Genomic DNA, 23,977 nt, shown 5'->3' on the forward strand with positions numbered 1-23,977 from the left:
AAAAAATTATACTGTTACTGGTACCGCTAGTTCGATTGCTTGTGCAAGGTCTGCAATAATATCTTCCGCGGATTCAAGGCCCACCGATAGTCTAATCAATTCTTCAGTCACACCTGATTTTTTCAAGTCCTCAGGCCCAAGCTGCTGATGCGTCGTTGAAGCTGGATGGATAATTAGTGATTTTGCATCCCCAACATTCGCAACATGCGACCAGATTTTGACGTTATCAATCACGTTCCGGCCTGCATCCCGTCCACCTTTAATACCAAATACAATAATGGAACCGAAGCCGTTTTTCAAGTACTTTTTCGCAAGGTCATAAGATGGGTGATCTTCGTTGCCTGTATATGTTACCCATTCGACAGATGGATGTTTTTTCAAGAACTCCGCTACTTTAACGGCATTTTCATTATGTCTTGTCACACGCAAATGCAGTGTTTCAAGTCCTTGGAGGAAATTAAATGCACTATCTGGATCTAAGCAAGGTCCGAAGTCACGCAATAGTTGAACGCGTAGTTTAGTCGCAAATGCCGCCGCTGCTGTATCAATTCCGTAACGGAGACCATGATATGACGCATCAGGCTCTGTGAAGCCAGGAAACCTCCCTTGCGTCCAGTCAAATGTACCCGCATCAACAGCAACTCCACCGATCGTGGTACCGTGTCCGCCAATCCATTTTGTAGCGGAATGGATGACAACATCCGCACCAAATTCGATAGGATTCGAACCATATGGCGAAGCAAATGTACTATCAATAAGAAGCGGTAGACCGTTTTCATGCGCAATGTCCGCAACCGCTTCAATATCGAGTACATGAAGACTCGGGTTACCGATTGTTTCTGCGAATATTGCTTTTGTTTTATCTGTAATTGCTGCACGGAAGTTTTCAGGATCTGTTGCATCGACAAACTTTACATTGATACCGTAGCGCGGAAGTGTAGCGGCGAATAAATTATAAGTACCGCCATATAAGTTGCTTGCTGCGACAATTTCATCTCCAGCACCAGCTACGTTCAAGATAGAGAAAGCGATAGCTGCCATACCTGAGGAGAATGCAACTGCCGCCGTACCACCTTCAAGAAGCGCAATACGCTCTTCAAAAACTGCAACAGTTGGATTTGTAATTCGTGTATAGATGTTGCCTGCTTCTTGTAGTGCAAATAGTTTTTGAGCATGTTCTGTATCACGGAATACAAAAGATGAGGTTCTATGAATTGGAACTGCGCGTGAACCTGTTACAGGATCCGGTTTTTGTCCACCGTGCAGAAGAAGTGTTTCGGGTTGAAGTTTTGTCATCGTCATTACCTCCAGAGTTTTTTTAGATGGATGTGATTGTAATGGGCGGAGACGTTAGGGGTATTTTTGGAATGAAAAATAACCCCCTTCGCTTAAGAAGAGGGTTACGCTTTCGCTTATTCCTCCCCTTATCTTTCAGACCGTTCGCACGAATCTGTAGGAAGTAGCACCTTTGCAAGTTAGTCACTTGCTGGTTGCCGGGCATCGCAGGGCCTATTCCCTCCGCCGCTCTTGATAAGAGTTTGTGATATTCAGTTTTCCATCTTGTGACATAGTATAGTAGATATCTCAATACTTTGTCAATAGTTTACCGAATAATATTTCTGAAACTTGTGTCTATGTGGAATGTTACACTTAGACTACCGTTATTTTAGGAGGAACTTGATATGTGGTTATGGATTGTAGGCGTGCTCTTATGGGGATATGCAGTTGGTTGCCTGCATGGATCAGTTGTTGCGCAGAAAATATCCGGCGTTAACTTGAAAGAAACCGGTGTGAAAAATGCCGGTGCCTCGAATGCGACCATTGTTCTCGGGAAGAAGTTCGGCGCATTAGTTGCAGTAATCGATATCAGTAAAGGTGCAGGAGCTGTCTTACTTGTGCACTATTTCGCAGAAAACGCAGGATTTTCAGAAGCCTTTGTGGCTTTACTTTTATTTCTTACAGCCGCCGCAGCCGTTATTGGCCATAACTTTCCATTTTATATGAACTTTAACGGCGGAAAAGGAACAGCGACAATAATTGGTGTACTGCTTGCAATCGACTGGCAGATCGGGCTCATTGGTTTTGCATTATTTGTCGTCGTAGCGCTAGTAACAGACTTTCTCGTGTTTGGTGTGCTGATGCTCTACGTCACGCTCATCGCGATGGCAGTATTGGCAGACGGATACTGGCCAGTCGTAATAGCAACTTTGTTATTTGCAATCGCCATTTGGAAACATCTCGAGAATTTTCAGCGTATGAAAGAGCGTAGCGAGAAGCGCGTTTCAATGGTCTTTAGAAAAAATAAAACCAAAAACTGAGGACCCCTATAATTGGAGGTTCTCCGTTTTTGGTTTAGCAAGATTAAAAATCTCATCCTAACTCATGCATTTTCATTGAACACTTTCTTCATAACCGCAATAATAAAGTCCACGTCTTCATCGGTACAAGACAGCGGTGGGCTTAGCGCTAGAATATTGTTATAGCCAGCAACTGTATCGCCGTTCCTTCCAATAATAAGTCCATTCGCCTTACATTCGCCAATGATTTTCGCAACACGGGCGTTTGCAGCAGGTTCTTTCGTTTCTTTGTTCTCTACAAGTTCAATGCCTAACAAGAATCCGAGCCCGCGAATATCGCCAACAAAAGGATGATCCAATAAGCAAGCCAACTCTTTTAGAAGGCGCTCGCCAAGCTCAGTCGACCGTTCAACAAGATTTTCTCTCTCAATGATTTCAAGATTCTTCAACGCGACTGCACAAGCCGCAGGATTCCCGCCAAATGTATTAACATGGCGGAAATGACTGTTATCTTCTCCTGTATCGAACTTTTCATAAATATCTTTTCGAATAGCCGTAACCGAAAGTGGCAAGTAAGCGCTCGTTAGTCCCTTTGCCATCGTAATAATGTCCGGTTTCAACTTAAAATGCTGATGACCAAAGTCTTTCCCAGTTCTGCCAAATCCACAAATGACTTCATCAACAATTAGCAGTACACCGTGGCGTGTACAGATTTCCTGAACCTTTTCCAAGTAGATTGGATGTGGGATGAGTATACCGCCTCCTGTAATAAGCGGTTCCATAATAATCCCAGCGATTGTTTCCTTCTGTTCCCAAATGATTTTCTCTTCAAACTCTTGGGCACGTTGTATGTTGTACTCCTCAATTGACTGTCCCGCAGGTCTGCGGTAATTGTCCGGAGGGGCGATGTGCAAGAACCCCGGTGCAAGTGCCTCATACTTGTATTTCCGCAGTGCTTGCCCTGTTGCTGCCAGTGCCCCCATGGAGCTCCCATGATACGCACGATAGCGGGAAATGAATTTGTAGCGTGACGGTTCCCCATTTTGCTGATGGTATTGACGCGCAAGTTTAAACGCTACTTCGTTCGCATCGGATCCGCTGTTTGAGTAAAATATTTTATAGTCACCACCAAGCATTTCATTCAACTTTTCTGCAAGCAGAATAGCAGGCTCATGACTTTGGGTCATCGGTGCATAGGCCATCTTTTTCATCTGATCATAGGCAGCTTGCGCTAGCTCCTCACGACCATAACCGACATTCACACACCATAGTCCAGACATTCCATCTAGATAACGATTGCCATTATGATCTGTAATCCAAGCTCCTTCCCCACTCTCCACTACCATTGGTGGGTTCTTTTCATTATAGGAAGAAATATGGTGCCAAACGTTCTCCCGGTCCTTTTCAACTAATAACCCTGTAGTCTCTTTTGCTGTAGTCATCTTCTCTACCCCCTCCTAATTTCACGATTAATTTCTGGTATTAGTGACGCGCAGTCAACATTTTCTTCCGTGTGTAAAACTCAATTCCGTCGCGACCATTCGCATGCAAGTCACCATAGAATGATTTTTTATAACCAGAAAACGGGAAGAACGCCATCGGAGCTGGAACACCAAGATTCACACCAAGCATCCCCGCATCAATTTCTTCTCTAAACTTCCGGATTGCACTTGCACTATCTGTAAATAAACAAGCCCCGTTTGCAAACTCTGATTTATTCGCAAGTTCGATTGCTTCATCCAATGTATCCACTCTTACAATAGATAGCACAGGAGCAAAAATCTCTTCTTTCCAAATTTTCATTTCCTGAGTGACATTATCAAAAATTGTCGGACCGACGAAATAACCGCCTTCGGAAGTAGACTTGTCTTCACGGCCATCCCGTAATAGTTTGGCGCCTTCCTCAATACCTGATTCGATGTAACCCAGTGTCTTGTCTTTATGTGAATTCCTAATAACAGGTCCAAGGAAAATCCCTTCTTCTAGTCCATTACCAATCGTCAGTTTATTCGACTCGTCTACTAATCTCTCGACAAGTTCATCTGCAATATCACCAACTGCAACGACAACCGCACAAGCCATACATCTTTCTCCAGCGGATCCGAAAGCTGCGTTAATAATATTTGTGATCGTCAAATCCATATCCGCGTCCGGCATAACGATTGTATGGTTTTTCGCGCCCGCTAATGCTTGGACACGCTTACCATTTGAAGTTCCTGTTTTATACACATACTCAGCAACCGGCTGTGAACCTACGAACGACACGGCCGGAATATCTGGATGATTGAGAATGCCATTTACGACTTCATGCGCACCATGGACGATATTGAAAACACCGTCAGGCAGACCCGCTTCATGCAATAATTCTGCAAGACGGTTCGCCAAAAGTGGCGTACGCTCTGATGGTTTTAGGATGAATGTATTTCCACTAGCGATTGCAAGTGGGAACATCCAGCAAGGGACCATCATCGGAAAGTTGAACGGTGTAATTCCACCAATTACGCCTATTGGATAACGATACATACCCGATTCAATGTTCGTTGCGATATCAGGAAGCTGATACCCCATCATTAACGTCGGGGCTCCTGCAGCAAATTCAACACACTCAATCCCGCGCTGTACTTCGCCATACGCTTCAGCATAGTTTTTACCGTTTTCAATCGTAATGATTTTCGCTAGTGCTTCCCAGTTCTCTATTAACAATTGCTGGTATTTAAATAAGATCCTTGACCGTTGAGGAACAGCAACCTTCTTCCACTTCGCAAATGCTGTTTTCGCCGCCTCTACCGCTTTATTCAAATCTTCAAGTGTGGAGATAGGAACTTCGGCCAATATTTCTCCTGTCGCTGGATTTGGTACCTCTTCATATTTATCTGTCGTTGATTTTACCCATTGTCCATTGATGAAGTTTGTAAGCGTCTTCTTTTCTACCTGCGTTAAAATCATTTTCATTCCCCCGTTCTATTGTTCTTGCTACTTTACGCTATCTTCGCTAGACTTCATATTATACTTTACAAATAATTTAGATTACTTTCAATTTACACTTTGTCTAATCATTAGGCGATTATTTTAACGTTATGGAGGTCTATACCTATAATGAATACCTTAAAACTTACTGTCCGCGATGTTCTTTCACGAAGCTCATTCAAACACGCCAAAGTCGTTGCAGGAAAAGAAGGATTGGACCGTCAAGTAAAATGGTCTCATGTATTAGAGGTAAAAGAATTCGATGCCTTAATAAATGGAGGAGAGATGATTCTTACGACAGGCGTTGGCTTACAACTCGATCTTCCAAGCCAGCTAATGTATGTATCGAGGCTGATAGAAAAAGATGTGGCATGTATATGTATAGAAGTAGGACCTTACTTTAAGCTAATTCCACCTGAAATTATTGAACTCGCAGACAAACACGCATTTCCATTCATCGTCTTCGAAAAAACTGTGAAATTTGTCGATATAACTCAAGACCTTCATACATTTATCATTAATCAACATCATCAGATGCTTTCACAACTCGATATCTTATCAAGGAAATTCATTACACTTTCTCTTGCACCCAACGGTATTTTAAAAATCCTACAAGAACTAAATCAATTTTTCCGACATAATATCCTGTTCATTAGTGATGATACGAAGCCTTATTACTATCCGTCTGAGATCAAAGAGTTGGAAATAACCATCCGAGTCCATCTTGAAAGATCCCCATCGATCAATACAGGACAGAAATTCCTCATGCTGAAGGATCAGAAATTTGCACAAATGCCTGTTAGTGGGCTAGGACAAATTTGGGGGTATCTATTCCTCGAGGTGACAGAACAACTGTCGGATGAATTTCCATTTCTCATATTAGACCGCGCTGCACTTGCAATCGCTCAAATTTTGTTACGTAACCGAACAATAGAAGAGCGCAAACAGAATAACGAAGATGAATTCGTTCGGAATTTATTGAGCGGCAGATCCTTTGAACAGGAAGACCTTCATGCCTATTTGCCCTCCAAAAGCCGCAATACATACTTCAGAGTGTTCATCATACAAATGAAGACATTCGAAACGAATCTTGGTGAAGAAGAATGGGAAGAGATTAAACTGCAACGCTCGATGATGATACGGTCACTCTTTAAACGTAATGGGTTCTTCCCCGCAGTTGCATCCAGCAAAAGTGAGATTGTCATCATTGCATCCTTCATCGCTGCAGATCACTTGATAGATGAGACTAATCGTTTTTCTCAAATTATTGAACATATTGTTAACATAAAAGACAACACTTTCATTGACGGAACCAGATGTACATTTGGAGTAAGTACAGTCTACAAAGAAATTACGGATGCAAAAAAAGGATACAAAGAAGCTGAAGATGTTTTAAAAATGCGCGAGTCTGGCATTACAAAATCATATTTCTATGAAGACTTAGGCATTTATAGGCTTCTTCTATTAGTGGAGAACAACGGTTACCTTGAAACATATGTCCAAGATTACTTATCAACAGTTTTCGACTACGATCTGAAGATGGAAAGCAACCTCTTTGAAACACTTTGTGTTTATCTCGAATGCGGTGGATCGAAAAAAGAGACTGCAGACCGTCTTTTCATAGTTAGACAAACACTGTACCACCGTCTTGAAAAGTTGGAATTACTTCTAGGCGAAGACTTTATGGAGCCATCTAAGCGTCTAGCGCTTGAGGGTGCTATCATGACCTCTCGATTGTTAGGTAATAAGTAAGTTAAACCGGTTGCGCTACTAAACGCAAACCGGTTTTCATGTTCAATGACCGGACCAAAATAGTGCAGCAAGTCCTTATTTTACACTCCGTAAAATTTAAATTCATTTCATCTTACAACTTGTCTACAAATTTTCAGATTTATTTCTGTATGATTGACTTAACAACTTAAAAGAATATTATAACAAATGATTGGAAACGCTTACATCTTAAAAAATTCACTATTTACACAAGGGGGAATGTATATGTCTAATCAACAGGGACAGTTAAATCCAGATTTAAAGATCCGACACATTAGTATGATTTCAATTGCAGGTGTTATCGGAGCAGGTTTGTTTATCGGAAGTGGAGCAGTTATTAATGCGTCTGGACCAGGTGCGATTCTATCCTACGCTTTTGCAGGAACAATTGTCGTCTTGGTTATGCGCATGCTTGGTGAAATGGCGGCCGCCCATCCGACAAGCGGATCCTTCTCTACATATGCAACCGAGTCGATTGGACCATGGGCAGGTTTTACAATCGGATGGTTATATTGGTTCTTCTGGGTTGTCGTTATAGCAATTGAAGCAATTGCCGGTGCTGCTATTATGCAATACTGGATTCCAGAATTCCCACTTTGGTTAATGGCATTAATCTTAACCATTTTGTTAACACTGACAAATCTTTTTTCAGTAAAATCTTTCGGGGAATTTGAATATTGGTTTTCACTCATAAAAGTTGTAAGTATTGGTTTATTCCTTGTCCTCGGTCTTTGCGTGATTTTCGGATGGTATCCAGGTGTTGTTGCACCTGGAACAGTAAACCTCTTAGGGACAGGTGGATTCATGCCAACAGGATTCGGTTCCGTCTTGTTAGGAATTACAGTAGTCATTTTCTCATTCATGGGTACCGAGATTGTTACGATTGCTGCTGGCGAATCAGATCATCCGGCGAAAGCGGTCCGAATTGCGACAAACAGTGTCATTTGGCGGATTCTTATCTTCTATATCGGTTCTATTGCGATCGTGGTCACTTTGTTGCCATGGAACTCTGCAAATCTGCTGGTCAGTCCATTTGTTGCCGTTCTCGATTATATCGGAATACCTGCCGCAGCCCAGATCATGAACTTTGTTGTATTAACGGCGGTTCTCTCTTGTTTAAATTCAGCATTATATGCCAACTCACGCATGTTATTTGGAATGGCACAGAAAGGCGAAGCGCCAAAAGCCTTTTTAAAATTGAGTAAGAAGGGCGTTCCTGTTCGAGCAATCTTATTCAGCACGGTTTTTTCCTATATAGCGGTCATATTCAGTTACGTATCACCCGATAAACTATTTTTATTTCTCATCAATTCATCAGGGGCTGTCGCACTTTTAGTGTATCTTGTCATCGCCTTCACACATCTAAGAATGCGCAGAAGATTAGAACGTGAAAACCCTGAAGCACTTCAAATTAGAATGTGGTTGTTCCCTTATCTAACGTATGCGACTATTTTCGTTATTACAGGAATCTTTATCGCAATGCTCGTCATTGAATCGTTACGTGTGCAGGCAGTACTTACCTTGCTCATTGCTGGGTTGACCATCGCTTGTTATTTCATCTTTGTTCGAAAGAAAGAAGGTATCAAAGAATTGAAGAAGGGAATTATACAAGCTTCTTCAAGAACGCTTCGCTAATAAATCTAAAAGTCCGGTATCGCCCATTCCATGAGCGATACCGGATGTTTTTATTCCGCTACATACCTATCCATTTCTTAATTGCTGAGCCAACGCATTCATCTTCATTTATTATTTATTATTTATTATTTATTATTTATTATTTATTAACGATTATACTTCTTCATCACTTCCATCAGTCGTTCATGATCAATAGCTTCAACTACTTTCCCGCTTGGTTTAAGAGCGGACATACTTTCCGCTGCAATCATAGCGTTAATAATCGCCTCATCAATCGCATGACAAGCTTGCTCATAAATCGGGTCAAACTGTTGATCATTTGTGACTTTCATAGTTAGGATTGGGTCTTCCTTTTGATGAATAGACATTTCATTTGCGGTTGAAAATGCAAGAAATATATCACCGGAATCATTTCCCCCCGGACTACCACTCCGTCCAATCCCAATGGATGCACGTTTCGCAAGTCTTTTTAGTTGATGAGGTAACATTGGAATATCAGTCCCGATAATTACAATGATTGAGCCCATTTCCTTTGTGTGTACTATATTCTCAGTCAAGTGTTCTCCAACTGGGACACCTGAAACTTTTAGCCATTCCCTTTTACCGTAGTTTGCTTGCACAAGTACTCCGATGTGGTATTCCTCTCCATCGATATCTAGTTTACGAGAAGAAGTACCCGTTCCCCCTTTAAACCCGTAACAAATCATCCCAGTTCCTCCGCCGACATTGCCCTCCTTCAATTCGCCTGATTGGGCAGATTGTATTGCAGCCAAAACATGCTCTTCTTTAACATGAAGCCCATTAATATCATTTAAAACACCGTCATATGTTTCAGCAACGACAGGCATAGCCCATAAATGTTCATTTAAGAATTGATCTTGATAATTATCTATCATCCATTTGACTACCGCCTGGTGGACAGTACCAACTGAATGCGTATTTGTAATACATATCGGGCTTAAAAAGTATCCGCCGTCGTTTATCCAATGTGTACCTGTCATTTCACCATTGCCATTAAACGAAAATGTTCCAGCCCAGATCGGCTTCATTTCATTTTGTTTACCACGTGGCAATATGGCAGTTACTCCGGTGCGAATTGGACCCTTTCCCACCTCTAATGGACCTTCCCCTTCAATGATTGTTGAATACCCAACGGTAACCCCTGGAACGTCAGTAATTGCGTTATGTAATCCCGTTTCTCCTTCAAATTTCAACCCTAAATCTCGTGCTCGCATCTAAGTCACCCCTTAAATTATATTATTTAAGCCCTTTTTAAAAAATATCGCTATCACATTCACTATACTTCATTTTTTTCAATACTCATTAAACAAATGGTGCATGTAAAGACTTGAATCCCTTACATATTGTCCACCTTGTATCCAATTACAAATAAAATCCGTTATCGCCTACGTAATGAGTGATAACGGATTTTATTACTTGCTAAAAGTCCAACCATATTTTAATAGCAGTTCCTAAAATAAGAAGTGCCAATAACCATTGAAGTACTTTCGTGTTCATTTTTTGACCAATTTTCGCCCCAATGGGTGCCGCTATAATACTTGCAACAATCATAACCATCGCAGGACCGTACAGCACTTGATCCGTTGTGATCTTACCTATTGTCGAGCCGATTGAGGATATAAATGTAATCGCAAGAGAAGTTGCAATCGTCATTCGCGTAGGTATCTTCAAAACAACTAACATGATTGGTACAAGAATAAAGGCTCCTGCAGCCCCTACAATTCCTGCCGCAATACCAACAATGAACGCTAACAACGTTGCTAGCCACTTATTGAATGTAACTTTATCAACAGGAATGTCATCCAGTCCTTTTTTCGGAATGAACATCATAATCGCAGCGATTGTTGCCAATATACCGTAGACCAGGTTGATAGCACCTTCAGATAACAAATTCGAGCCGTATCCTCCAATAAAACTACCTACTAAAATACTCGAGCCCATGTAAAGAACCAACGTTTTATTAATATAACCGCTTTTACGGTACGCCCATACACCTGAAATTGTTGCGAAAAAGACCTGAATTGCACTTATTCCGGATACTTCGTGAGCGGTGAAGACTGCAACACCAAGTAGGGGCGGGATATACAACAACATCGGATATTTTATAATTGATCCGCCTATACCAACCATTCCTGAAATAAAGGAACCAACAAATCCAATTAAAAATATTGTCACAATAAACGCGAAATCCACCACTTTTTCCTCCTTTCAAAAGGAGAAAGGGCATCTACTATGCAGACACCCTTCCGTTTCAAATTAACCTTTTCGGATCCAAAACGTAAATACGCCAGCCTCTTCTGTATGCTTCACTAAGTCATGCCCACCGGATTTCGACCATGCAGCTAAATCAGCGACGGAACCCTTATCTGTCGCAAGAATCTCCAACACTTCACCCGTTTCCATTTCCTTCATGACTTTCCTTGCACGTACAACCGGCATTGGACAAGCCAACCCTTTAGCGTCTAATACTTTGTTTGATTCCATCACTAATCTCTCCTTAGTTTTCAATAAATTATCTAACCGCACAACGATTTGGTCCGATTTCCATTTCACGCTGGGTTTCTTCATCAGGTGATATTTTCCCCATATTTGTTTCACGTATTTGCTGGTAGGCATTCGGTTGTGGAGGTAAATTCCCAGTCACCATGTCCCTGAATTCCGCTTCGTCTTGAATATTCAAACCGTGATTTTCAGCAAACAATGTACCAAGTTTCTCAGATACACTACCGTCCCTATTCAATTCTTCAATAATCATGAAGTGCGCAGGAAGAACAATCAATTCCTCTGACAACTCTTTATATCGTTTGTACAACGACTCCCGTAAATCTCCAACCCAATCTTCAGCCAAACCAGCAAGGTCAGGGCGTCCGATTGAATCGATGAATAAGATGTCGCCTGAAAGTAAATACGTGTCATCTACTATGAATGATGTAGAACCAATCGTATGCCCAGGTGAGTACAAAGGTTGAATGGCAATCGTCGTATCACCGATTATAATCGTTCGCCCCTCTTCTAATGACTCATAGGCAAACGTTACTTCACTAGCGTCTTTTGGAGGCAACCAGTACGTTCCATTGACGGCTTCTGCAATTTTTCGTCCCCCGGAAATATGATCTGCATGGAGATGTGTATCTAAAATATGCGTAATTTTAACATCCAACGTTTTCGCGAAATCAAGAAATACATCAGTCATTCGTGTCGCATCGACAATTGCCGCTTCTCCATTTGAAACGATCATGTATGACAAACAACCTTTGCCAATTCGTACGAACTGATACAGCTCTCCGCCGTCTTTCAAGTCACCAATTTTCACTGGCTCCAAATGTTCACTCCAGGCCTTCATGCCACCTTGTAAGTAATGAACTGCACGCCCTTCTTCCGCAATCATTTCCGCAATCATAATGGAAGATCCTTCTTTCGCGCAGACAACGACGATATCTTGATCCGCAGGAAGCTGATGCAGGATTTCTTCAACCCCATCGAGTAAATCGAAATAAGGGATATTAAGATACTGAATGTTCTCCCCTTCAATTTTCCAATCCACAAATGCATCTTCATTACGAACGTCTAGAATGAAAAACGTTTCTTTGCTCACTACTTTTTTCGCTATTGTACTCGCAGTCATTGATTGAACTATCATTTATATACCCCCCTAGTAATTACATTCATTTATCACAAAAAGTTTTCTGTAGGTCCGTTCCATTCACTCATACCAGGCACAACGTTTTTCACTCTTGAAAAGCCCGATTCAGCAAGTTTTTGCGAAGCCATATCACTACGATTTCCAGTTCGGCATACGACATAAATTTCCGCCTCTTTATCAAGATTCATGGATTCACTTTCAAGGTCCCCAAGCGGTAAAGACTTGGCCCCTAGAATATGATTAAATGCGTATTCTGCCGATTCACGAACGTCGAGCACAAGCACTTCACGATGCCCCTCTAAAATGGCTTTCAGTTGTTCATTCGACACGACATGTGGGTGCTTTCTCTCAACTTGTTCTTCTTCGCTTGATTTCCGAACATAATGTGTAAGAACTCCTGCTTCTTCAGTCGTGCCAAGGTAATAATGTCCAGAACCCTCAGCCCATGCTTTTAAATCCGCCGTAGATCCTTTATCAGTTGCCTGTACTTCCAACACATTTCCTGGTTCCATTTCTTTCATGATCTTTCTCGTTTTGACGATTGGCATTGGACAAGCCAGCCCCTTTGCATCGAGTACGAAATCCGTTTCTATCATGTCATCTTCTCCTTCTACCAATGCCCGTATGGGTATTTTTTAATGTAAAAAAATAATGTTATTCCACTGGACCTTCCCAGTCATTCATACCGCCAACCATGTTTACCACTTTAAAACCGTGCGCCTCAAGCAATTGCACCGCTCTTCCACTACGTCCACCTGAGCGGCATACCATTGTGTACTCAATGTCTTTATCCAATTCATGCATACGGAATTCCAATAATCCGAGCGGAATATGAATTGCTTGTGCTATTTTCCTTTCTTTCACTTCATCTACTTCACGCACGTCAATTAGGCTAATCGTTTTGTTCATTTTTAACTTTTCTTGAACTTCTATTGGTGTTATTTCAATCATCTAAAAACCTCCAATTTAAATAAATAAGTTTACATTGCCTTCCTGTGCATCACCAAGATACGCCGCTACTCCGGCATACTCAATACCATCCAACAGTTCATCCTGTTGAAGTCCAAGAAGATCCATCGTCATCGTACAAGCAACAAGCTTTATATCTTGTTCTTCAGCTAGTTCAATCAGTTGCGGAAGTGTCATCGCATTGTGCTTTTTAATAACATGTTTAATCATTTTAGGACCCATTCCAGCAAAGTTCATTTTGGAAATACCCATCTTATCTGCACCTCGCGGCATCATTTTGCCAAATACTTTTTCTAGCAAGCCTTTTTTTACTGGGACTAGTTCTTCTTTTCGTAGTGCATTCAATCCCCAAAATGTATGAAAAATCGTTACTTGGTGATCATAAGCTGCAGCACCATTCGCAATGATGTATGCCGCCATTGCTTTATCATAATCTCCACTGAATAATACAATGGTAGTTCTTTTCGTCTCAGACAATCAAATCTCCCTTTCCTTTTTGTACCCAGCGGGGTATATTATTTGTTAAAAAGAAAAGAGTCCACTGTTTCATCGACTCTTTACTAGTAGTTCTACTGCTTCTTTTACAATATCCTCTTGTGTTCTTGGATCGCTGTCATCCATTTGTTGTATACATTCAATTAGATTGGAGCTGACAATAACGCCAATCGTTCTATCTATAGCTGAACGTGAGGCTGACAATTGTGTAATTACTTCTTTACAGTCTTTATTGTCATCCATCATTTTTAAAATCCCTTTGATTTGACCCTCAATTCGTTTTAACCTGTTTTTTACTTTGTCATCGTATTCCATACCTATCACTTCCTTTTATTTAAGCTATACACACACATTATACCCCTACAGGTATAATGTCAACCCCTTTGCTTTTATTAAGATAAAAGTTTCTGAACTTAAGCATAGCTATTAAAGTCTGCATTCCTGCAAATTTCGTTGAAATATGGTATACTAATAGTAGACAGCATGTGTGTTATCGTTTACGATTAGTTGTTTTCCATCTTCATCTACTTGTTGCTGCGGGTTTCCCCGAAGCACTCTTTAATTAGATGGCAAGATGAGAATGGATAATAGGGGGAATTCGAATGGCTTTTCCACGTAGGGAAAAAGAAGTGTCGGATTTTGTCGCAGCGCGCAAAATCGATGAAGAAATTTCATTTGTCCGTAATGAACATGAAGTAAATGGTACTATTTTTAAAATACTTGAGAATTCCGTCATCGTTGAAATCTCATCGAAGGACGCCGAACTTATTGGCGCCGCGTCAAATCTGACTGTTGTTTCACATAAGAATTACTCAATTGTTTAATAAATATAAGAAAAAGGCATCTGCTTCAATAGCGATGCCTTTTTTCCATGCCTCTATATTGTTTAAAATACAAAACGTGCATACATATAACCGACAAGTACAAGAATAACCGTTCCTCCTAGTCCTGCAACAAATGGCTTCATCCCCGCACTACGGAATGCCTCGAACTTCACATTCAGACCTAACCCAGCCATTGACATCGCCATTAATAGATAAGCGAGTGTGACAAATACTGATGCGACCGCTTCCGGTACAATCCCCGTGGTATACAGCGCACTCACTGCAAGGAAACCGAAAATGAACCATGGAATTGGAAGTGTCTTCAATTTGAATTTTTCTGCCGACTGTTTATTCTTCCGTGACATCCAGATTCCTACTCCTCCTGCAACAAAGACGAGTAACATGACACGAGTCAATTTCACGACAAGCGCAAAATCAAGTGCTTCAGTCCCCCCAACATCCCCTGCTGCAACAACATGTGCAATCTCATGAAGTGTCCCACCTGCAAACATGCCAAATGCCTCACTTGAAAGTTCTAACACTGGATATACTAAAGTATAGACAAATGTGAATAACGTTCCAAGAATAGCGATGATGGCAACACTAATTGCGGTCTGCTCGGGTTTTGCCTTTACTTGTGAAGCCACTGCAACAATGGCAGCTGCACCGCAGATCCCCGTTCCGCAAGCAGTTAGAAAACTGATTGTTTTATCAGCCCCAATTGCACGAGCTATACCGTATACAGCTCCAATACCGATTAGAACACTGCCCACTGCCCATAAAAATGCTGGCCATCCTGCAGATGCAATATCGCCCAGATTCAATCGCATGCCGAGAAGGATAATACCAGCACGCAATAATTTTTTTGACGCGAACTCAATACCACCTTCCCACTCTGCGCGAACAGGAAAAAACGTATTCCATAACATTCCGATTAGTATTGCAAAAACAAGTGGACCAATTAACGAAATATAAGGGAGTAGTGTTGCCAATTTTGCGATGACTGCGATGAAAAACGTCAGTCCAATTCCAAGCCAGAATCCTTTTTTCATAGCCATACCTTCTTCCATTTCTTATAGTATAATCTCATCTTATCGATCAGTAAAATGAGGATATATGATAAAATCGATTAAGATTACTAATAGAGGGGAGCTTATCATCATGCTACTTGAAGAATTGAAAACGTTTGTTGCGGTAATTGAAAAAAAGAATTTCACCAGGGCCGGTGAATCACTAAACATATCTCAACCAACTGTCAGTCTCCATATCAAACATTTGGAAGACGAACTAAAAGCCTCATTGCTCGTACGTGCAAATAAAACATTTCACATTACACCCGCCGGAGTGGTTTTGTATGAACGTGCGATACAATTACTTCATCTCGCAGAGCAAACAAAAGAAGAAATTTTATGGCAACATAATGAGGTTAGCGGAATTCTTCGCATCGCTGCAAGTTACACAATTGGGGAGTCCGTATTGCCGGAGATACTAACGAGGCTACATTATAAATATCCTGATTTGCATGTAGAAGTTGCAATTGCAAATACCGAGGACGTCGAAATTGCGGTCCGCGAATTCCGGTCGGATATCGGTTGTATCGAAGGTAGTGTGCAAACAAAAGGGCTTATCATCCAGCCATTCATGGAAGACGAACTCATCCTTGTCGCAGCAAGCGGACATCCTTTGACAAATATTCGCCACCCTAAAGGAGCTGACCTCCAAACTTCTCACTGGGTCATGCGAGAAGTTGGTTCTGGTACACGGGAGTATACAGATTATTTACTTCAGTCAATCGGTAATGTCAAGCCCTCGAAAACAGTTATCGGTTCGAATGAAGGTGTGAAAAAAGCGATTCTATGTGGGCTCGGTATCGCGGCCGTTTCCATTCATACAGTGAAAGCTGAACTTGATAGTGGAAAGCTTGTACAATTGAAAGTCGATGTCCCTTTACAAAAGCGTATTTTCTCAACCTTGTACTCCCCCCTGATGGCTGCCAAAAAGCATGTCACCGTTTTTTTAGAAGAGCTTCGGTCCAAGTAAAAAAGGGTAAAGACGCTCGACCTAACCCAAAAACTGCATGACCGAAAAAGGGTTTCTCCTGTCATTCCTAGAAAAGTAGTAGAAAAGGGGGTTTTCCTTGTGGTTCGAAATCTAGTGCTCACTGCAATTATTGTAATGGGTATCGTTTATATTTTCTTTATCCCAGCGGATCCGGTCGGCTTCAAAATTTTAATGAAACTGATTCCGATGGCACTTATTATCCTATTTGCATTAATGACAAGACCTCTATTTTCCCGTACATACAAACGGATTATAATCGGTGGACTGTTCGTTTGCATGATTGCGGATGGCGTCATCTATTGGTTCTTACCCGGACTTATCACCTTCTTCATTGGTCATATTTTTTATATTTTTGCTTTTCGTCATGGCGCGAAGAAACCCATGCCAATCTGGGTTGCCGCCCCTCTCCTCCTTTACGGTGCAGGTATGGCTATTTGGGTTGCCGGTTCACAATTTTCTGCTGGCCAAACCGTGCTTGGTATCGCCATCATCGCCTACATCGGCGTTATTTTAACGATGGGCTGGATGGCTATTCGCACACGAATGACGCTCGCAATTATCGGCGCACTGCTGTTCATTTTCTCTGATTCAGTTCTTGCAATCGATCGATTCGTTCTGGAAATCCCATACCGGGATGCATTCGTTATGGTGACATATTATGCGGCGCAAGTTTTCATAGCAGCTAGCATTGGAAGTCGGGTTGTAAAGTATTCCGTAAACCGGAACAATCTGATAAGATAGATGAATCAGTACTTCATTATTAGGAGGAATTTTTAAAAATGAAAGAAAAATTAATCGAACGTCTTGTACGTTATGCAAAAATCGATACACAATCAGATGCAGGAAGCAATTTTACGCCGACTACACCAGGCCAATGGGACCTTCTGCACGAATTACAAAAAGAACTAGCGAATATCGGTCTAGAAGACATTACTCTCGACGATAACGGGTATTTATTTGCAACGCTTCCCGCCAATACGGACCGGGATGTGCCAGTCATCGGCTTTCTTGCACACGTCGACACGACCACGGATTTTACCGGGAAAAACGTTAAGCCACAGCGTATCGACAACTATGATGGCAAAGACATACAACTGAACGACAGCATCGTCATGACAGTGAACGCTTTTCCCGAGCTGAAAAATTATGCCGGCCATACCCTTATTACGACTGACGGGACAACACTTCTTGGAGCGGACGATAAAGCGGGGATTGCTGAAATCGTAACAGCGATGGAGTATTTGATTGCGAATCCAGACTTAAAACATGGTAAACTGCGAATTGCCTTCACACCTGACGAAGAAATTGGGCGTGGACCACAAAAGTTTGATGTCGAAAAATTCGGAGCAAAATTTGCCTATACAATGGACGGTGGCCCTCTTGGGGAACTACAATATGAAAGCTTCAATGCCGCAAGTGCAAAAGTAACATTCCACGGGACTAGTGTTCACCCAGGTACCGCGAAAGGTAAAATGGTCAACTCAATTTTAATAGCCAACCAATTTCAGGCTAAAATGCCGGTAGATGAGATACCTGAGAAAACGGATGGTTACGGGGGATTTGTTCATCTCATGCAGTCCAACGGGTCCATTGAAGAATCAACCCTCGGCTATATTATCCGTTATTTCGACCGTGAAACATTCGAAGCAAGAAAACAGCTAATGATTGAAACAGCTGACAATCTAAGAAACGACTATGGCGAAAATGCGGTCACACTCGAAATCCAAGACCAATACTTCAATATGGGTGAAAAAATTGAACCCGTCATGGAAATAGTTGAGATCATGTCCGATGCATTTAAAAATCTCAATATCGAACCAAATATCGTACCTGTACGCGGCGGTACAGATGGGTCCCAATTGTCGTACATGGGCTTACCAACGCCTAACATTTTCACAGGCGGAGAAAATTATCACGGGAAATACGAGTATGTTTCAGTCGATAACATGGTAAAAGCGACTAAAGTCATCATCGAAGCAGTGAAACTTTTTGAAGAACGTGCATAAGTAAGAGGGAGGTAGCTTATGAAAGAAATTTGGATTGGTGTCCTTTCCTCCGTTTTTTTCGCAGTGACCTTCATTTTGAACAGATCTATGGAACTGTCGGGGGGAAGTTGGCTATGGAGTGCTTCCTTACGCTATTTATTTATGGTACCTTTTTTATTCGCTATCGTCGCTTACCGCAAAGGGCTTGGTGACGTGAAGAAGGAATTCGTCCATAAACCCGCCCCGTTTTTCATTTGGAGCGTAACGGCCTTTGTCTTATTCTACGCACCACTTACATACGCGGCAGCTTACAGTCCGGGATGGCTTCTTGCCGGCACTTGGCAATTGACAATCGTGGCGGGCGTCCTGCTCGCCCCTTTCTTTACGTTGATTGTGAAAACCTCGGATGGCGAAAAAAAGATTCGACAAAAGATCCCGCTTGTTTCACTTGGAATTACACTTATTATTTTTGCCGGTGTCGTACTTATCCAAATTCCGCACGCACAAAGTGTTGAACCACGTACGTTGCTGCTCGGTATCATTCCAGTTGTTTTAGCAGCATTTGCCTACCCGCTTGGTAACCGCAAAATGATGGAGCTTCTTGGCGGCAGGCTTGATACGTTTCAACGTGTGCTCGGTATGACGCTTATGACAATTCCAGTCTGGATTGGGTTTTCCATCTATGCGTTATGGACGGTCGGTCCCCCTTCTATGAGCCAGTTAGGCCAGTCTTTCATCGTTGGTGTCAGTTCTGGCGTCATTGCTACAACTTTGTTTTTCATGGCCACTGACCGCGTAAGGGGAGATCAGGGAAAACTCGCCGCTGTAGAAGCAACACAGTCCACACAGCTTATTTTTGTTATGCTGGGCGAAATGCTGATTCTCGGCATTGCACTCCCTGGTGCCCTTTCACTCTTTGGGATCGCAGTAATTATTGTTGGTATGGGATTACATAGTTTCCAAACTGCACTTGGTAGAAAGAAACAATTAAAAGTACACTGATAATAAGTTAAGATGACCTCCATTTGGATTGGAGGTCATTTTTCTTTCGTAAATAATCAAACTATTCTAATATCTAGTTGACTCTCGTTTCCCAAAGTGATATATTGGTTTACAAGTTCACTTTACTATGAAAAGGGAGGATTTTGAGTATGAACACAACTACACCTATTAAACAAGATTTCCAAGTCCATGACGTCACCGCATTGAATAAGGCAAAAAGTATCATTGAAAATAATACTTCCGCTCAAATACAACAAGAAGTTATAGACGCAGTGGAAAGAAATGCTGTTTGGCGGGGAGAGGAGTGCTTGAATTTATTAGCCCCCGAAGCTCCTACAAGTCAAACCGTACGTGATTTACTAGCGTCTGAAGTCGGTACCCGTGCAGCAGAAGGTCATATCGGACCCGAACAAAGATGGTTTGCCGGTACGAAGCATATTGACGAAATTGAAGCTCTTTGCGTAGAGTTATTGAAAAAAGTATTCAAATCGAATTATGCGGATCATCGTCTAGTTGCAAGTATGATTGGAAATATGGCCGTTTATGCAGCTCTGACCGAACCTGGGGATCAAATCATGACGATTGCACAGCCATTAGGCGGACATTCTAGTAACAGACATGATGGACCTGCCGGAATTCGTGGATTGAAGATCGCTGATATTCCTATGAATACAGAAGAACTCACCGTTGATTTAATAGAATTCGAACGAGTTGCAAAGGAATTAAAACCAAAGCTTGTAACACTTGGAGCGTCAATGACACTATTCCCATTTCCGATTAAAGAAATGTCCGAAATCGTGAAAGAGTGGGGTGGGAAGATATTCTTTGACGGCGCCCACCAACTCGGATTAATCGGCGGAGGACAATTCCAAGATCCTTTAAAAGAAGGAGCAAGCGTGATGACTGGGTCAGCGGGGAAAACATTCAGTGGACCTCAAAGTGGAATTATCGTTTGGAATGATCCTGAACTGACAAAACCACTAACAGATGCTATATTCCCTACCCTTGCCGCGACTCATCAAGTGAATCGTGTAGCTGCTCTTGCTGCATCTGCAGCCGAGTTCTTGGAGTTTGGAGAAGCATACATGGAACAAATCGTTAAAAACGCAAAAGCGCTAGGTCAAGCATTCCACGACCGTGGAATCACTGTACTTGGTGCACATAAAGGATTCACTGAAACGCATCAAGTGATTCTGGATGTGAAAGAATTTGGTGGGGGTCTTCATGTTGGGCATGAACTTGCGAAGGCAAACATCATTACGAATAAGAACTTAATTCCAAGTGATCGTACTGAAGATTGGGATCGGCCGAGCGGACTCAGAATCGGAACAATCGAAGTGACACGATTAGGCATGAAAGAAAAGGACATGGCGACGATTGCAAATCTGATCGCCGATATTCTCATATCGAATAAAGACTTGGACGTTGCCAAGAAAGAAGCACTTGAAATGCGTAAATCATTCAAAAAACTTCATTACTGCTTCGAATGAATCAATATAAAAAAGCGTTACAACAATGCTTGAATTGTTGTAACGCCTTTTTTATATTATATAATTAACTTTCAACTTCGGAAAGTAGTCGACCAAGGGTAAGCCAATTATCTTCAACAAGATGTGCGGCTTTTTCTTTGTCGGCCTTTTTACAAGCAGTAATAATTTCTTCATGCTGATTGATTGAAGTCCAACTATCCACCGAATCAAACTTTTTTAACGTTAGCCGATGAATTTTCGGCACAATTCTTTCAAGAGCTTTGTCAATTTCAATATTGCCCGCAACCGCAAGAAAAACTTGGTGGAAATGCTCATCAGCATTAATTGCTCGGTTACTATCTTTACTGTCAAGCGCTTCGGCTAATGAGTGGTTAATTTTCTCCAACTTTGCAAAGTCTATATCCGTCATCTTCGGCACTGCCAATTTTGTAGCTAAAGCATGAAGCGCAGCTACAACGGTAAATGCGTGTTTTGCTTCCTCTTCAACCAATTCCGTCACACGCGTCGAAGAGCCCGGGAATGCTTCGACGAGTCCTTCATCTTCCAGTCGTTTCAATGCCTCTCTCACCGGAGTCCTACTTACTGCAAATTGTTCCGCAAGTTTATTGTCATTCAATCGCTGTCCTGGTTGCAATTCTAAATTGACAATTGCATTTTTGAGCGACTCGTATATTTGGTCTTTTAATGTCGGTCGAATAATTTGTTTTATATTATTTTTTTCCATAAAACCAGTATATCGCATTTTAAATTAACTGACAAACTAAGGTTGCGTTTACGCCCTCCCAAGCATCTATAAAAACCACATCGTTTCAAGACTTACATTCGTGAAAAAGAAATAGCCCGCAACCAATGAAGTTGTGAGCTATTCCATATTTGCTAACGATTCAGCAAACCTAATTACCGTACATATTCTCCAATCGTCTCGACCGCTTTTTCCGTTACCGAGGTATCTATCGCTTTATCAAAATCAATATCACCGCGGATAGCACCATTTGCTTTGTACGCATCATATTGCTTTTTAATATCATCGATGAACATCTTGCCATCAGGATCAAGGCCAGTGACGTTCACTTTCTCCCAAAGAGCCGGGTCTTTTAATGCTGTATGCTTCGTCATGATGTCGATAATTTCATCTTTTCCCTCATTTTTGATAAACGCATCGTTGTAATCGCGGACGCCTTTCAAATAAGCCGCCATGAAGCGTAACGAAACATCTTGTTCTTTATTCATGAAGTCTGGTGATCCAAGAACCAATGCAATTTGAGATTCCGGCGCATAATCAGTTGCATCCCCAAATCGGACGTGGAACCCTTTTTCAACACCTTGTGTGATAAGCGGTTCGATATTTACGGCAGCATCGATTGTTCCACTGCTAATTGCGCCAAGCATACTACCAAAATCACCCATAAGGACAAATTCAACGTCATCTTCGGTTAATCCAGCGTATTTAAGCATTTCATCGTAGATATACCAATCAATTGAGTTAAGTGATGACACTGCAATTTTCTTGCCTTTTAAATCTTTATAGTCTTTTATTACGTCAACCATATGATTACCTATGACGAGAGTAAAATACGACTTCCCTGGCACGTTATGTCCTTTATCTGCAATAATTTTCACGTCAATTCCCTGTGCAATCGCGTTGAAGAAAGATGCAGTCGAAACGCCTCCCGCAATATCCACCTCGCCAGCCGCTAATGCCGGAAGCATGTCATCACTGTTTGCAAACTGAGCAAATTCTACTTCGATATTATAGTCTTCAAAGTATCCTCTCTCTTTTGCAATATAGAAACCTGCACCAGAGGCCGCCCCATCTTCCGCTATGACAACTTTTTCACGTTTTTCAAGCGGTGCCAAATCACCAGAAGGATTAACTGTAGCTACTTCTTCAGGTTTTTCATCTTCTACTACCGGTTTCGCCGTCTCTTTAGGAGAACAGGCACCAACGATTAGCACTATCGCGAATAACGACAACAACCATCCGTTTTTCATCCACTTTGCCATCGAACCTCTCCCTTTCTATCCATCTTCTCGTCTTGAACGCTGTACTTCTTCCTGCAAGTGCTTCCATATTTCCACGAATTGCCCTGCCATAACTGGGTTTTCTCGTATGTCTTCAATTTTGCGCGGACGTGGCATATCGACAATAATTTCTTGAATAATTTTACCCGGCTGCGAACTCATCAGTAAAATACGATCACTTAGCAATAACGCTTCATCAATACTATGGGTAATGAATAGAATCGTCTTCCCCGTTTCCGACCAAATCGACAGCAACTCTTCCTGCAAGATAAATTTATTTTGCTCATCAAGTGCACCAAACGGTTCATCCATCAACAGGATCTCCGGATCATTGGCAAATGCACGCGCAATACTCACCCGTTGTTTCATGCCCCCTGATAGCTCTTTCGGATAAAGGGTTGAAAATTTTTCTAGACCGGTCTTTTTCAAATAATACGTAGTACGCTCTTTTATAAGTTTTTTCGGCAAATGACGCATTTTGAGTCCGAACGCTACATTCTTCTCGACAGTGAGCCATGGAATGATACCCTTTTCCTGAAACACCATCGATTGCAATGGTCGATCCTCTCCATCCGTCGCGGTTGCAATCGTAAACTCACCAATACTCGGGGTTTCAAGCCCTGCCAAGATTCGAAGTAACGTTGATTTACCGCAACCACTCGGTCCAACAATACAAACGAATTCCCCATCATTGATTGTTACATTAATATCGTCTAGCGCCGTAACACTGCCTTGTTTTTTATAAAATGCCTTTGTTAAATTACGAATGATGATTTTTGCTTTCCTACTCATCTAC

24 protein-coding genes and 1 riboswitch are annotated in these 23,977 nt (G+C 41.8%); of the genes, 9 read left to right on the forward strand and 15 right to left on the reverse strand.

Features of this window, described 5'->3' with window-relative positions; genetic code table 11:
* Window positions 1-6 precede the first annotated feature (6 nt).
* The gene (locus ACGLYD_RS17805) at window positions 7-1,296 is read right to left on the reverse strand and encodes an O-acetylhomoserine aminocarboxypropyltransferase/cysteine synthase family protein (protein ID WP_187046140.1); all 1,290 of its coding nucleotides are present in this window, start codon (window positions 1,294-1,296) and stop codon (window positions 7-9) included.
* 125 nt (window positions 1,297-1,421) lie between these two features.
* Window positions 1,422-1,537, reverse strand: a riboswitch (SAM riboswitch).
* 145 nt (window positions 1,538-1,682) lie between these two features.
* Between ACGLYD_RS17805 and ACGLYD_RS17810 the strand changes: the two genes are divergently transcribed.
* A complete protein-coding gene (locus ACGLYD_RS17810; protein WP_067213576.1) occupies window positions 1,683-2,318 on the forward strand; it encodes a glycerol-3-phosphate acyltransferase in 636 nt (211 codons plus the stop codon).
* 62 nt (window positions 2,319-2,380) lie between these two features.
* On the opposite strand, the gene ACGLYD_RS17815 is transcribed toward ACGLYD_RS17810, so the two are convergent.
* Together ACGLYD_RS17815 and ACGLYD_RS17820 are read right to left on the reverse strand one after the other, a co-directional pair.
* Window positions 2,381-3,739 (reverse strand): aspartate aminotransferase family protein, encoded by a 1,359-nt coding sequence (locus tag ACGLYD_RS17815; protein WP_399629633.1) that lies wholly within the window; start codon window positions 3,737-3,739, stop codon window positions 2,381-2,383.
* A gap of 40 nt (window positions 3,740-3,779) precedes the next feature.
* Window positions 3,780-5,243 (reverse strand): CoA-acylating methylmalonate-semialdehyde dehydrogenase, encoded by a 1,464-nt coding sequence (locus ACGLYD_RS17820; protein ID WP_187046142.1) that lies wholly within the window; start codon window positions 5,241-5,243, stop codon window positions 3,780-3,782.
* A gap of 150 nt (window positions 5,244-5,393) precedes the next feature.
* Here ACGLYD_RS17820 and ACGLYD_RS17825 point away from each other — a divergent pair, with 150 nt between their 5' ends.
* Window positions 5,394-7,016, forward strand: coding sequence for a PucR family transcriptional regulator (locus ACGLYD_RS17825; RefSeq protein WP_067213579.1), 1,623 nt, complete (start codon window positions 5,394-5,396; stop codon window positions 7,014-7,016).
* 243 nt (window positions 7,017-7,259) lie between these two features.
* Window positions 7,260-8,669, forward strand: a complete 1,410-nt coding sequence (locus ACGLYD_RS17830) for an amino acid permease (RefSeq protein WP_338654718.1) — start codon at window positions 7,260-7,262, stop codon at window positions 8,667-8,669.
* A gap of 146 nt (window positions 8,670-8,815) precedes the next feature.
* On the opposite strand, the gene ACGLYD_RS17835 is transcribed toward ACGLYD_RS17830, so the two are convergent.
* The 8 genes from ACGLYD_RS17835 to ACGLYD_RS17870 form a co-directional block, all read right to left on the reverse strand.
* Window positions 8,816-9,904: a P1 family peptidase gene (locus ACGLYD_RS17835; protein ID WP_187046145.1), complete on the reverse strand. Its 1,089-nt coding sequence runs from the start codon at window positions 9,902-9,904 to the stop codon at window positions 8,816-8,818.
* Between the two features lie 205 nt (window positions 9,905-10,109).
* On the reverse strand, window positions 10,110-10,883 hold the full coding sequence (locus ACGLYD_RS17840; protein WP_067213582.1) for a sulfite exporter TauE/SafE family protein: 774 nt from the start codon (window positions 10,881-10,883) through the stop codon (window positions 10,110-10,112).
* Between the two features lie 63 nt (window positions 10,884-10,946).
* Window positions 10,947-11,174, reverse strand: a complete 228-nt coding sequence (locus ACGLYD_RS17845; protein WP_067213583.1) for a sulfurtransferase TusA family protein — start codon at window positions 11,172-11,174, stop codon at window positions 10,947-10,949.
* Between the two features lie 28 nt (window positions 11,175-11,202).
* Entirely contained in the window at window positions 11,203-12,330 is a 1,128-nt protein-coding gene (locus ACGLYD_RS17850) for an MBL fold metallo-hydrolase (protein WP_399629640.1), read from the reverse strand.
* Window positions 12,331-12,362: 32 nt separating this feature from the next.
* Complete coding sequence (locus tag ACGLYD_RS17855) at window positions 12,363-12,929, reverse strand: sulfurtransferase TusA family protein (protein ID WP_399629643.1); 567 nt, start codon at window positions 12,927-12,929, stop codon at window positions 12,363-12,365.
* Between the two features lie 58 nt (window positions 12,930-12,987).
* A complete protein-coding gene (locus tag ACGLYD_RS17860; RefSeq protein ID WP_338654708.1) occupies window positions 12,988-13,284 on the reverse strand; it encodes a rhodanese-like domain-containing protein in 297 nt (98 codons plus the stop codon).
* 15 nt (window positions 13,285-13,299) lie between these two features.
* A complete protein-coding gene (locus ACGLYD_RS17865) occupies window positions 13,300-13,722 on the reverse strand; it encodes a DsrE/DsrF/DrsH-like family protein (protein ID WP_399633298.1) in 423 nt (140 codons plus the stop codon).
* 126 nt (window positions 13,723-13,848) lie between these two features.
* Window positions 13,849-14,112 (reverse strand): metal-sensitive transcriptional regulator, encoded by a 264-nt coding sequence (locus tag ACGLYD_RS17870; RefSeq protein WP_067213588.1) that lies wholly within the window; start codon window positions 14,110-14,112, stop codon window positions 13,849-13,851.
* A gap of 287 nt (window positions 14,113-14,399) precedes the next feature.
* On the opposite strand from ACGLYD_RS17870, the gene ACGLYD_RS17875 reads away from it, so the two are divergent.
* Window positions 14,400-14,621 carry a DUF2187 family protein gene (locus tag ACGLYD_RS17875; protein ID WP_067213589.1) on the forward strand — a complete coding sequence of 74 codons (222 nt, stop codon included), beginning with the start codon at window positions 14,400-14,402 and terminating at the stop codon, window positions 14,619-14,621.
* A gap of 62 nt (window positions 14,622-14,683) precedes the next feature.
* On the opposite strand, the gene ACGLYD_RS17880 is transcribed toward ACGLYD_RS17875, so the two are convergent.
* A complete protein-coding gene (locus ACGLYD_RS17880) occupies window positions 14,684-15,691 on the reverse strand; it encodes a YeiH family protein (protein WP_067213590.1) in 1,008 nt (335 codons plus the stop codon).
* A 46-nt stretch (window positions 15,692-15,737) separates the two neighbouring features.
* On the opposite strand from ACGLYD_RS17880, the gene ACGLYD_RS17885 reads away from it, so the two are divergent.
* The 5 genes from ACGLYD_RS17885 (at window position 15,738) to glyA (ending at window position 21,159) form a co-directional block, all read left to right on the forward strand.
* The gene (locus tag ACGLYD_RS17885; RefSeq protein WP_082786761.1) at window positions 15,738-16,661 is read left to right on the forward strand and encodes a LysR family transcriptional regulator; all 924 of its coding nucleotides are present in this window, start codon (window positions 15,738-15,740) and stop codon (window positions 16,659-16,661) included.
* A gap of 99 nt (window positions 16,662-16,760) precedes the next feature.
* Window positions 16,761-17,423: a lysoplasmalogenase gene (locus tag ACGLYD_RS17890; protein ID WP_067213592.1), complete on the forward strand. Its 663-nt coding sequence runs from the start codon at window positions 16,761-16,763 to the stop codon at window positions 17,421-17,423.
* A 38-nt stretch (window positions 17,424-17,461) separates the two neighbouring features.
* Window positions 17,462-18,688 carry a peptidase T gene (pepT, locus tag ACGLYD_RS17895; protein WP_067213593.1) on the forward strand — a complete coding sequence of 409 codons (1,227 nt, stop codon included), beginning with the start codon at window positions 17,462-17,464 and terminating at the stop codon, window positions 18,686-18,688.
* A gap of 18 nt (window positions 18,689-18,706) precedes the next feature.
* Window positions 18,707-19,669, forward strand: a complete 963-nt coding sequence (locus tag ACGLYD_RS17900) for a multidrug resistance efflux transporter family protein (protein WP_067213594.1) — start codon at window positions 18,707-18,709, stop codon at window positions 19,667-19,669.
* Between the two features lie 149 nt (window positions 19,670-19,818).
* On the forward strand, window positions 19,819-21,159 hold the full coding sequence (glyA, locus tag ACGLYD_RS17905) for a serine hydroxymethyltransferase (RefSeq protein ID WP_067213595.1): 1,341 nt from the start codon (window positions 19,819-19,821) through the stop codon (window positions 21,157-21,159).
* Between the two features lie 64 nt (window positions 21,160-21,223).
* Here glyA and ACGLYD_RS17910 read toward each other — a convergent pair whose 3' ends face one another.
* From ACGLYD_RS17910 to ACGLYD_RS17920, 3 genes are all read right to left on the reverse strand, one after another.
* Entirely contained in the window at window positions 21,224-21,883 is a 660-nt protein-coding gene (locus ACGLYD_RS17910) for a GntR family transcriptional regulator (RefSeq protein ID WP_067214098.1), read from the reverse strand.
* 173 nt (window positions 21,884-22,056) lie between these two features.
* The gene (locus ACGLYD_RS17915) at window positions 22,057-23,163 is read right to left on the reverse strand and encodes an ABC transporter substrate-binding protein (protein ID WP_399629652.1); all 1,107 of its coding nucleotides are present in this window, start codon (window positions 23,161-23,163) and stop codon (window positions 22,057-22,059) included.
* Window positions 23,164-23,178: 15 nt separating this feature from the next.
* Window positions 23,179-23,973 carry an ABC transporter ATP-binding protein gene (locus ACGLYD_RS17920; RefSeq protein ID WP_187046149.1) on the reverse strand — a complete coding sequence of 265 codons (795 nt, stop codon included), beginning with the start codon at window positions 23,971-23,973 and terminating at the stop codon, window positions 23,179-23,181.
* Window positions 23,974-23,977: the final 4 nt, after the last annotated feature.

This window comes from Sporosarcina sp. SG10008 (genome assembly GCF_044569405.1).
GTDB lineage: Bacteria > Bacillota > Bacilli > Bacillales_A > Planococcaceae > Sporosarcina > Sporosarcina psychrophila.

What these genes read in the sequence shown, in the direction of transcription:
- ACGLYD_RS17805 (WP_187046140.1), bottom strand. Translation starts at nt 1,296, where the DNA reads ATGACAAAACTTCAACCCGAAACACTTCTTCTGCACGGTGGACAAAAA.
- ACGLYD_RS17810 (WP_067213576.1), top strand. Translation starts at nt 1,683, where the DNA reads ATGTGGTTATGGATTGTAGGCGTGCTCTTATGGGGATATGCAGTTGGT.
- ACGLYD_RS17815 (WP_399629633.1), bottom strand. Translation starts at nt 3,739, where the DNA reads ATGACTACAGCAAAAGAGACTACAGGGTTATTAGTTGAAAAGGACCGG.
- ACGLYD_RS17820 (WP_187046142.1), bottom strand. Translation starts at nt 5,243, where the DNA reads ATGATTTTAACGCAGGTAGAAAAGAAGACGCTTACAAACTTCATCAAT.
- ACGLYD_RS17825 (WP_067213579.1), top strand. Translation starts at nt 5,394, where the DNA reads ATGAATACCTTAAAACTTACTGTCCGCGATGTTCTTTCACGAAGCTCA.
- ACGLYD_RS17830 (WP_338654718.1), top strand. Translation starts at nt 7,260, where the DNA reads ATGTCTAATCAACAGGGACAGTTAAATCCAGATTTAAAGATCCGACAC.
- ACGLYD_RS17835 (WP_187046145.1), bottom strand. Translation starts at nt 9,904, where the DNA reads ATGCGAGCACGAGATTTAGGGTTGAAATTTGAAGGAGAAACGGGATTA.
- ACGLYD_RS17845 (WP_067213583.1), bottom strand. Translation starts at nt 11,174, where the DNA reads ATGGAATCAAACAAAGTATTAGACGCTAAAGGGTTGGCTTGTCCAATG.
- ACGLYD_RS17850 (WP_399629640.1), bottom strand. Translation starts at nt 12,330, where the DNA reads ATGATAGTTCAATCAATGACTGCGAGTACAATAGCGAAAAAAGTAGTG.
- ACGLYD_RS17855 (WP_399629643.1), bottom strand. Translation starts at nt 12,929, where the DNA reads ATGATAGAAACGGATTTCGTACTCGATGCAAAGGGGCTGGCTTGTCCA.
- ACGLYD_RS17860 (WP_338654708.1), bottom strand. Translation starts at nt 13,284, where the DNA reads ATGATTGAAATAACACCAATAGAAGTTCAAGAAAAGTTAAAAATGAAC.
- ACGLYD_RS17865 (WP_399633298.1), bottom strand. Translation starts at nt 13,722, where the DNA reads ATGGCGGCATACATCATTGCGAATGGTGCTGCAGCTTATGATCACCAA.
- ACGLYD_RS17870 (WP_067213588.1), bottom strand. Translation starts at nt 14,112, where the DNA reads ATGGAATACGATGACAAAGTAAAAAACAGGTTAAAACGAATTGAGGGT.
- ACGLYD_RS17875 (WP_067213589.1), top strand. Translation starts at nt 14,400, where the DNA reads ATGGCTTTTCCACGTAGGGAAAAAGAAGTGTCGGATTTTGTCGCAGCG.
- ACGLYD_RS17880 (WP_067213590.1), bottom strand. Translation starts at nt 15,691, where the DNA reads ATGGAAGAAGGTATGGCTATGAAAAAAGGATTCTGGCTTGGAATTGGA.
- ACGLYD_RS17885 (WP_082786761.1), top strand. Translation starts at nt 15,738, where the DNA reads ATGATAAAATCGATTAAGATTACTAATAGAGGGGAGCTTATCATCATG.
- pepT (WP_067213593.1), top strand. Translation starts at nt 17,462, where the DNA reads ATGAAAGAAAAATTAATCGAACGTCTTGTACGTTATGCAAAAATCGAT.
- ACGLYD_RS17900 (WP_067213594.1), top strand. Translation starts at nt 18,707, where the DNA reads ATGAAAGAAATTTGGATTGGTGTCCTTTCCTCCGTTTTTTTCGCAGTG.
- glyA (WP_067213595.1), top strand. Translation starts at nt 19,819, where the DNA reads ATGAACACAACTACACCTATTAAACAAGATTTCCAAGTCCATGACGTC.
- ACGLYD_RS17910 (WP_067214098.1), bottom strand. Translation starts at nt 21,883, where the DNA reads ATGGAAAAAAATAATATAAAACAAATTATTCGACCGACATTAAAAGAC.
- ACGLYD_RS17915 (WP_399629652.1), bottom strand. Translation starts at nt 23,163, where the DNA reads ATGGCAAAGTGGATGAAAAACGGATGGTTGTTGTCGTTATTCGCGATA.
- ACGLYD_RS17920 (WP_187046149.1), bottom strand. Translation starts at nt 23,973, where the DNA reads ATGAGTAGGAAAGCAAAAATCATCATTCGTAATTTAACAAAGGCATTT.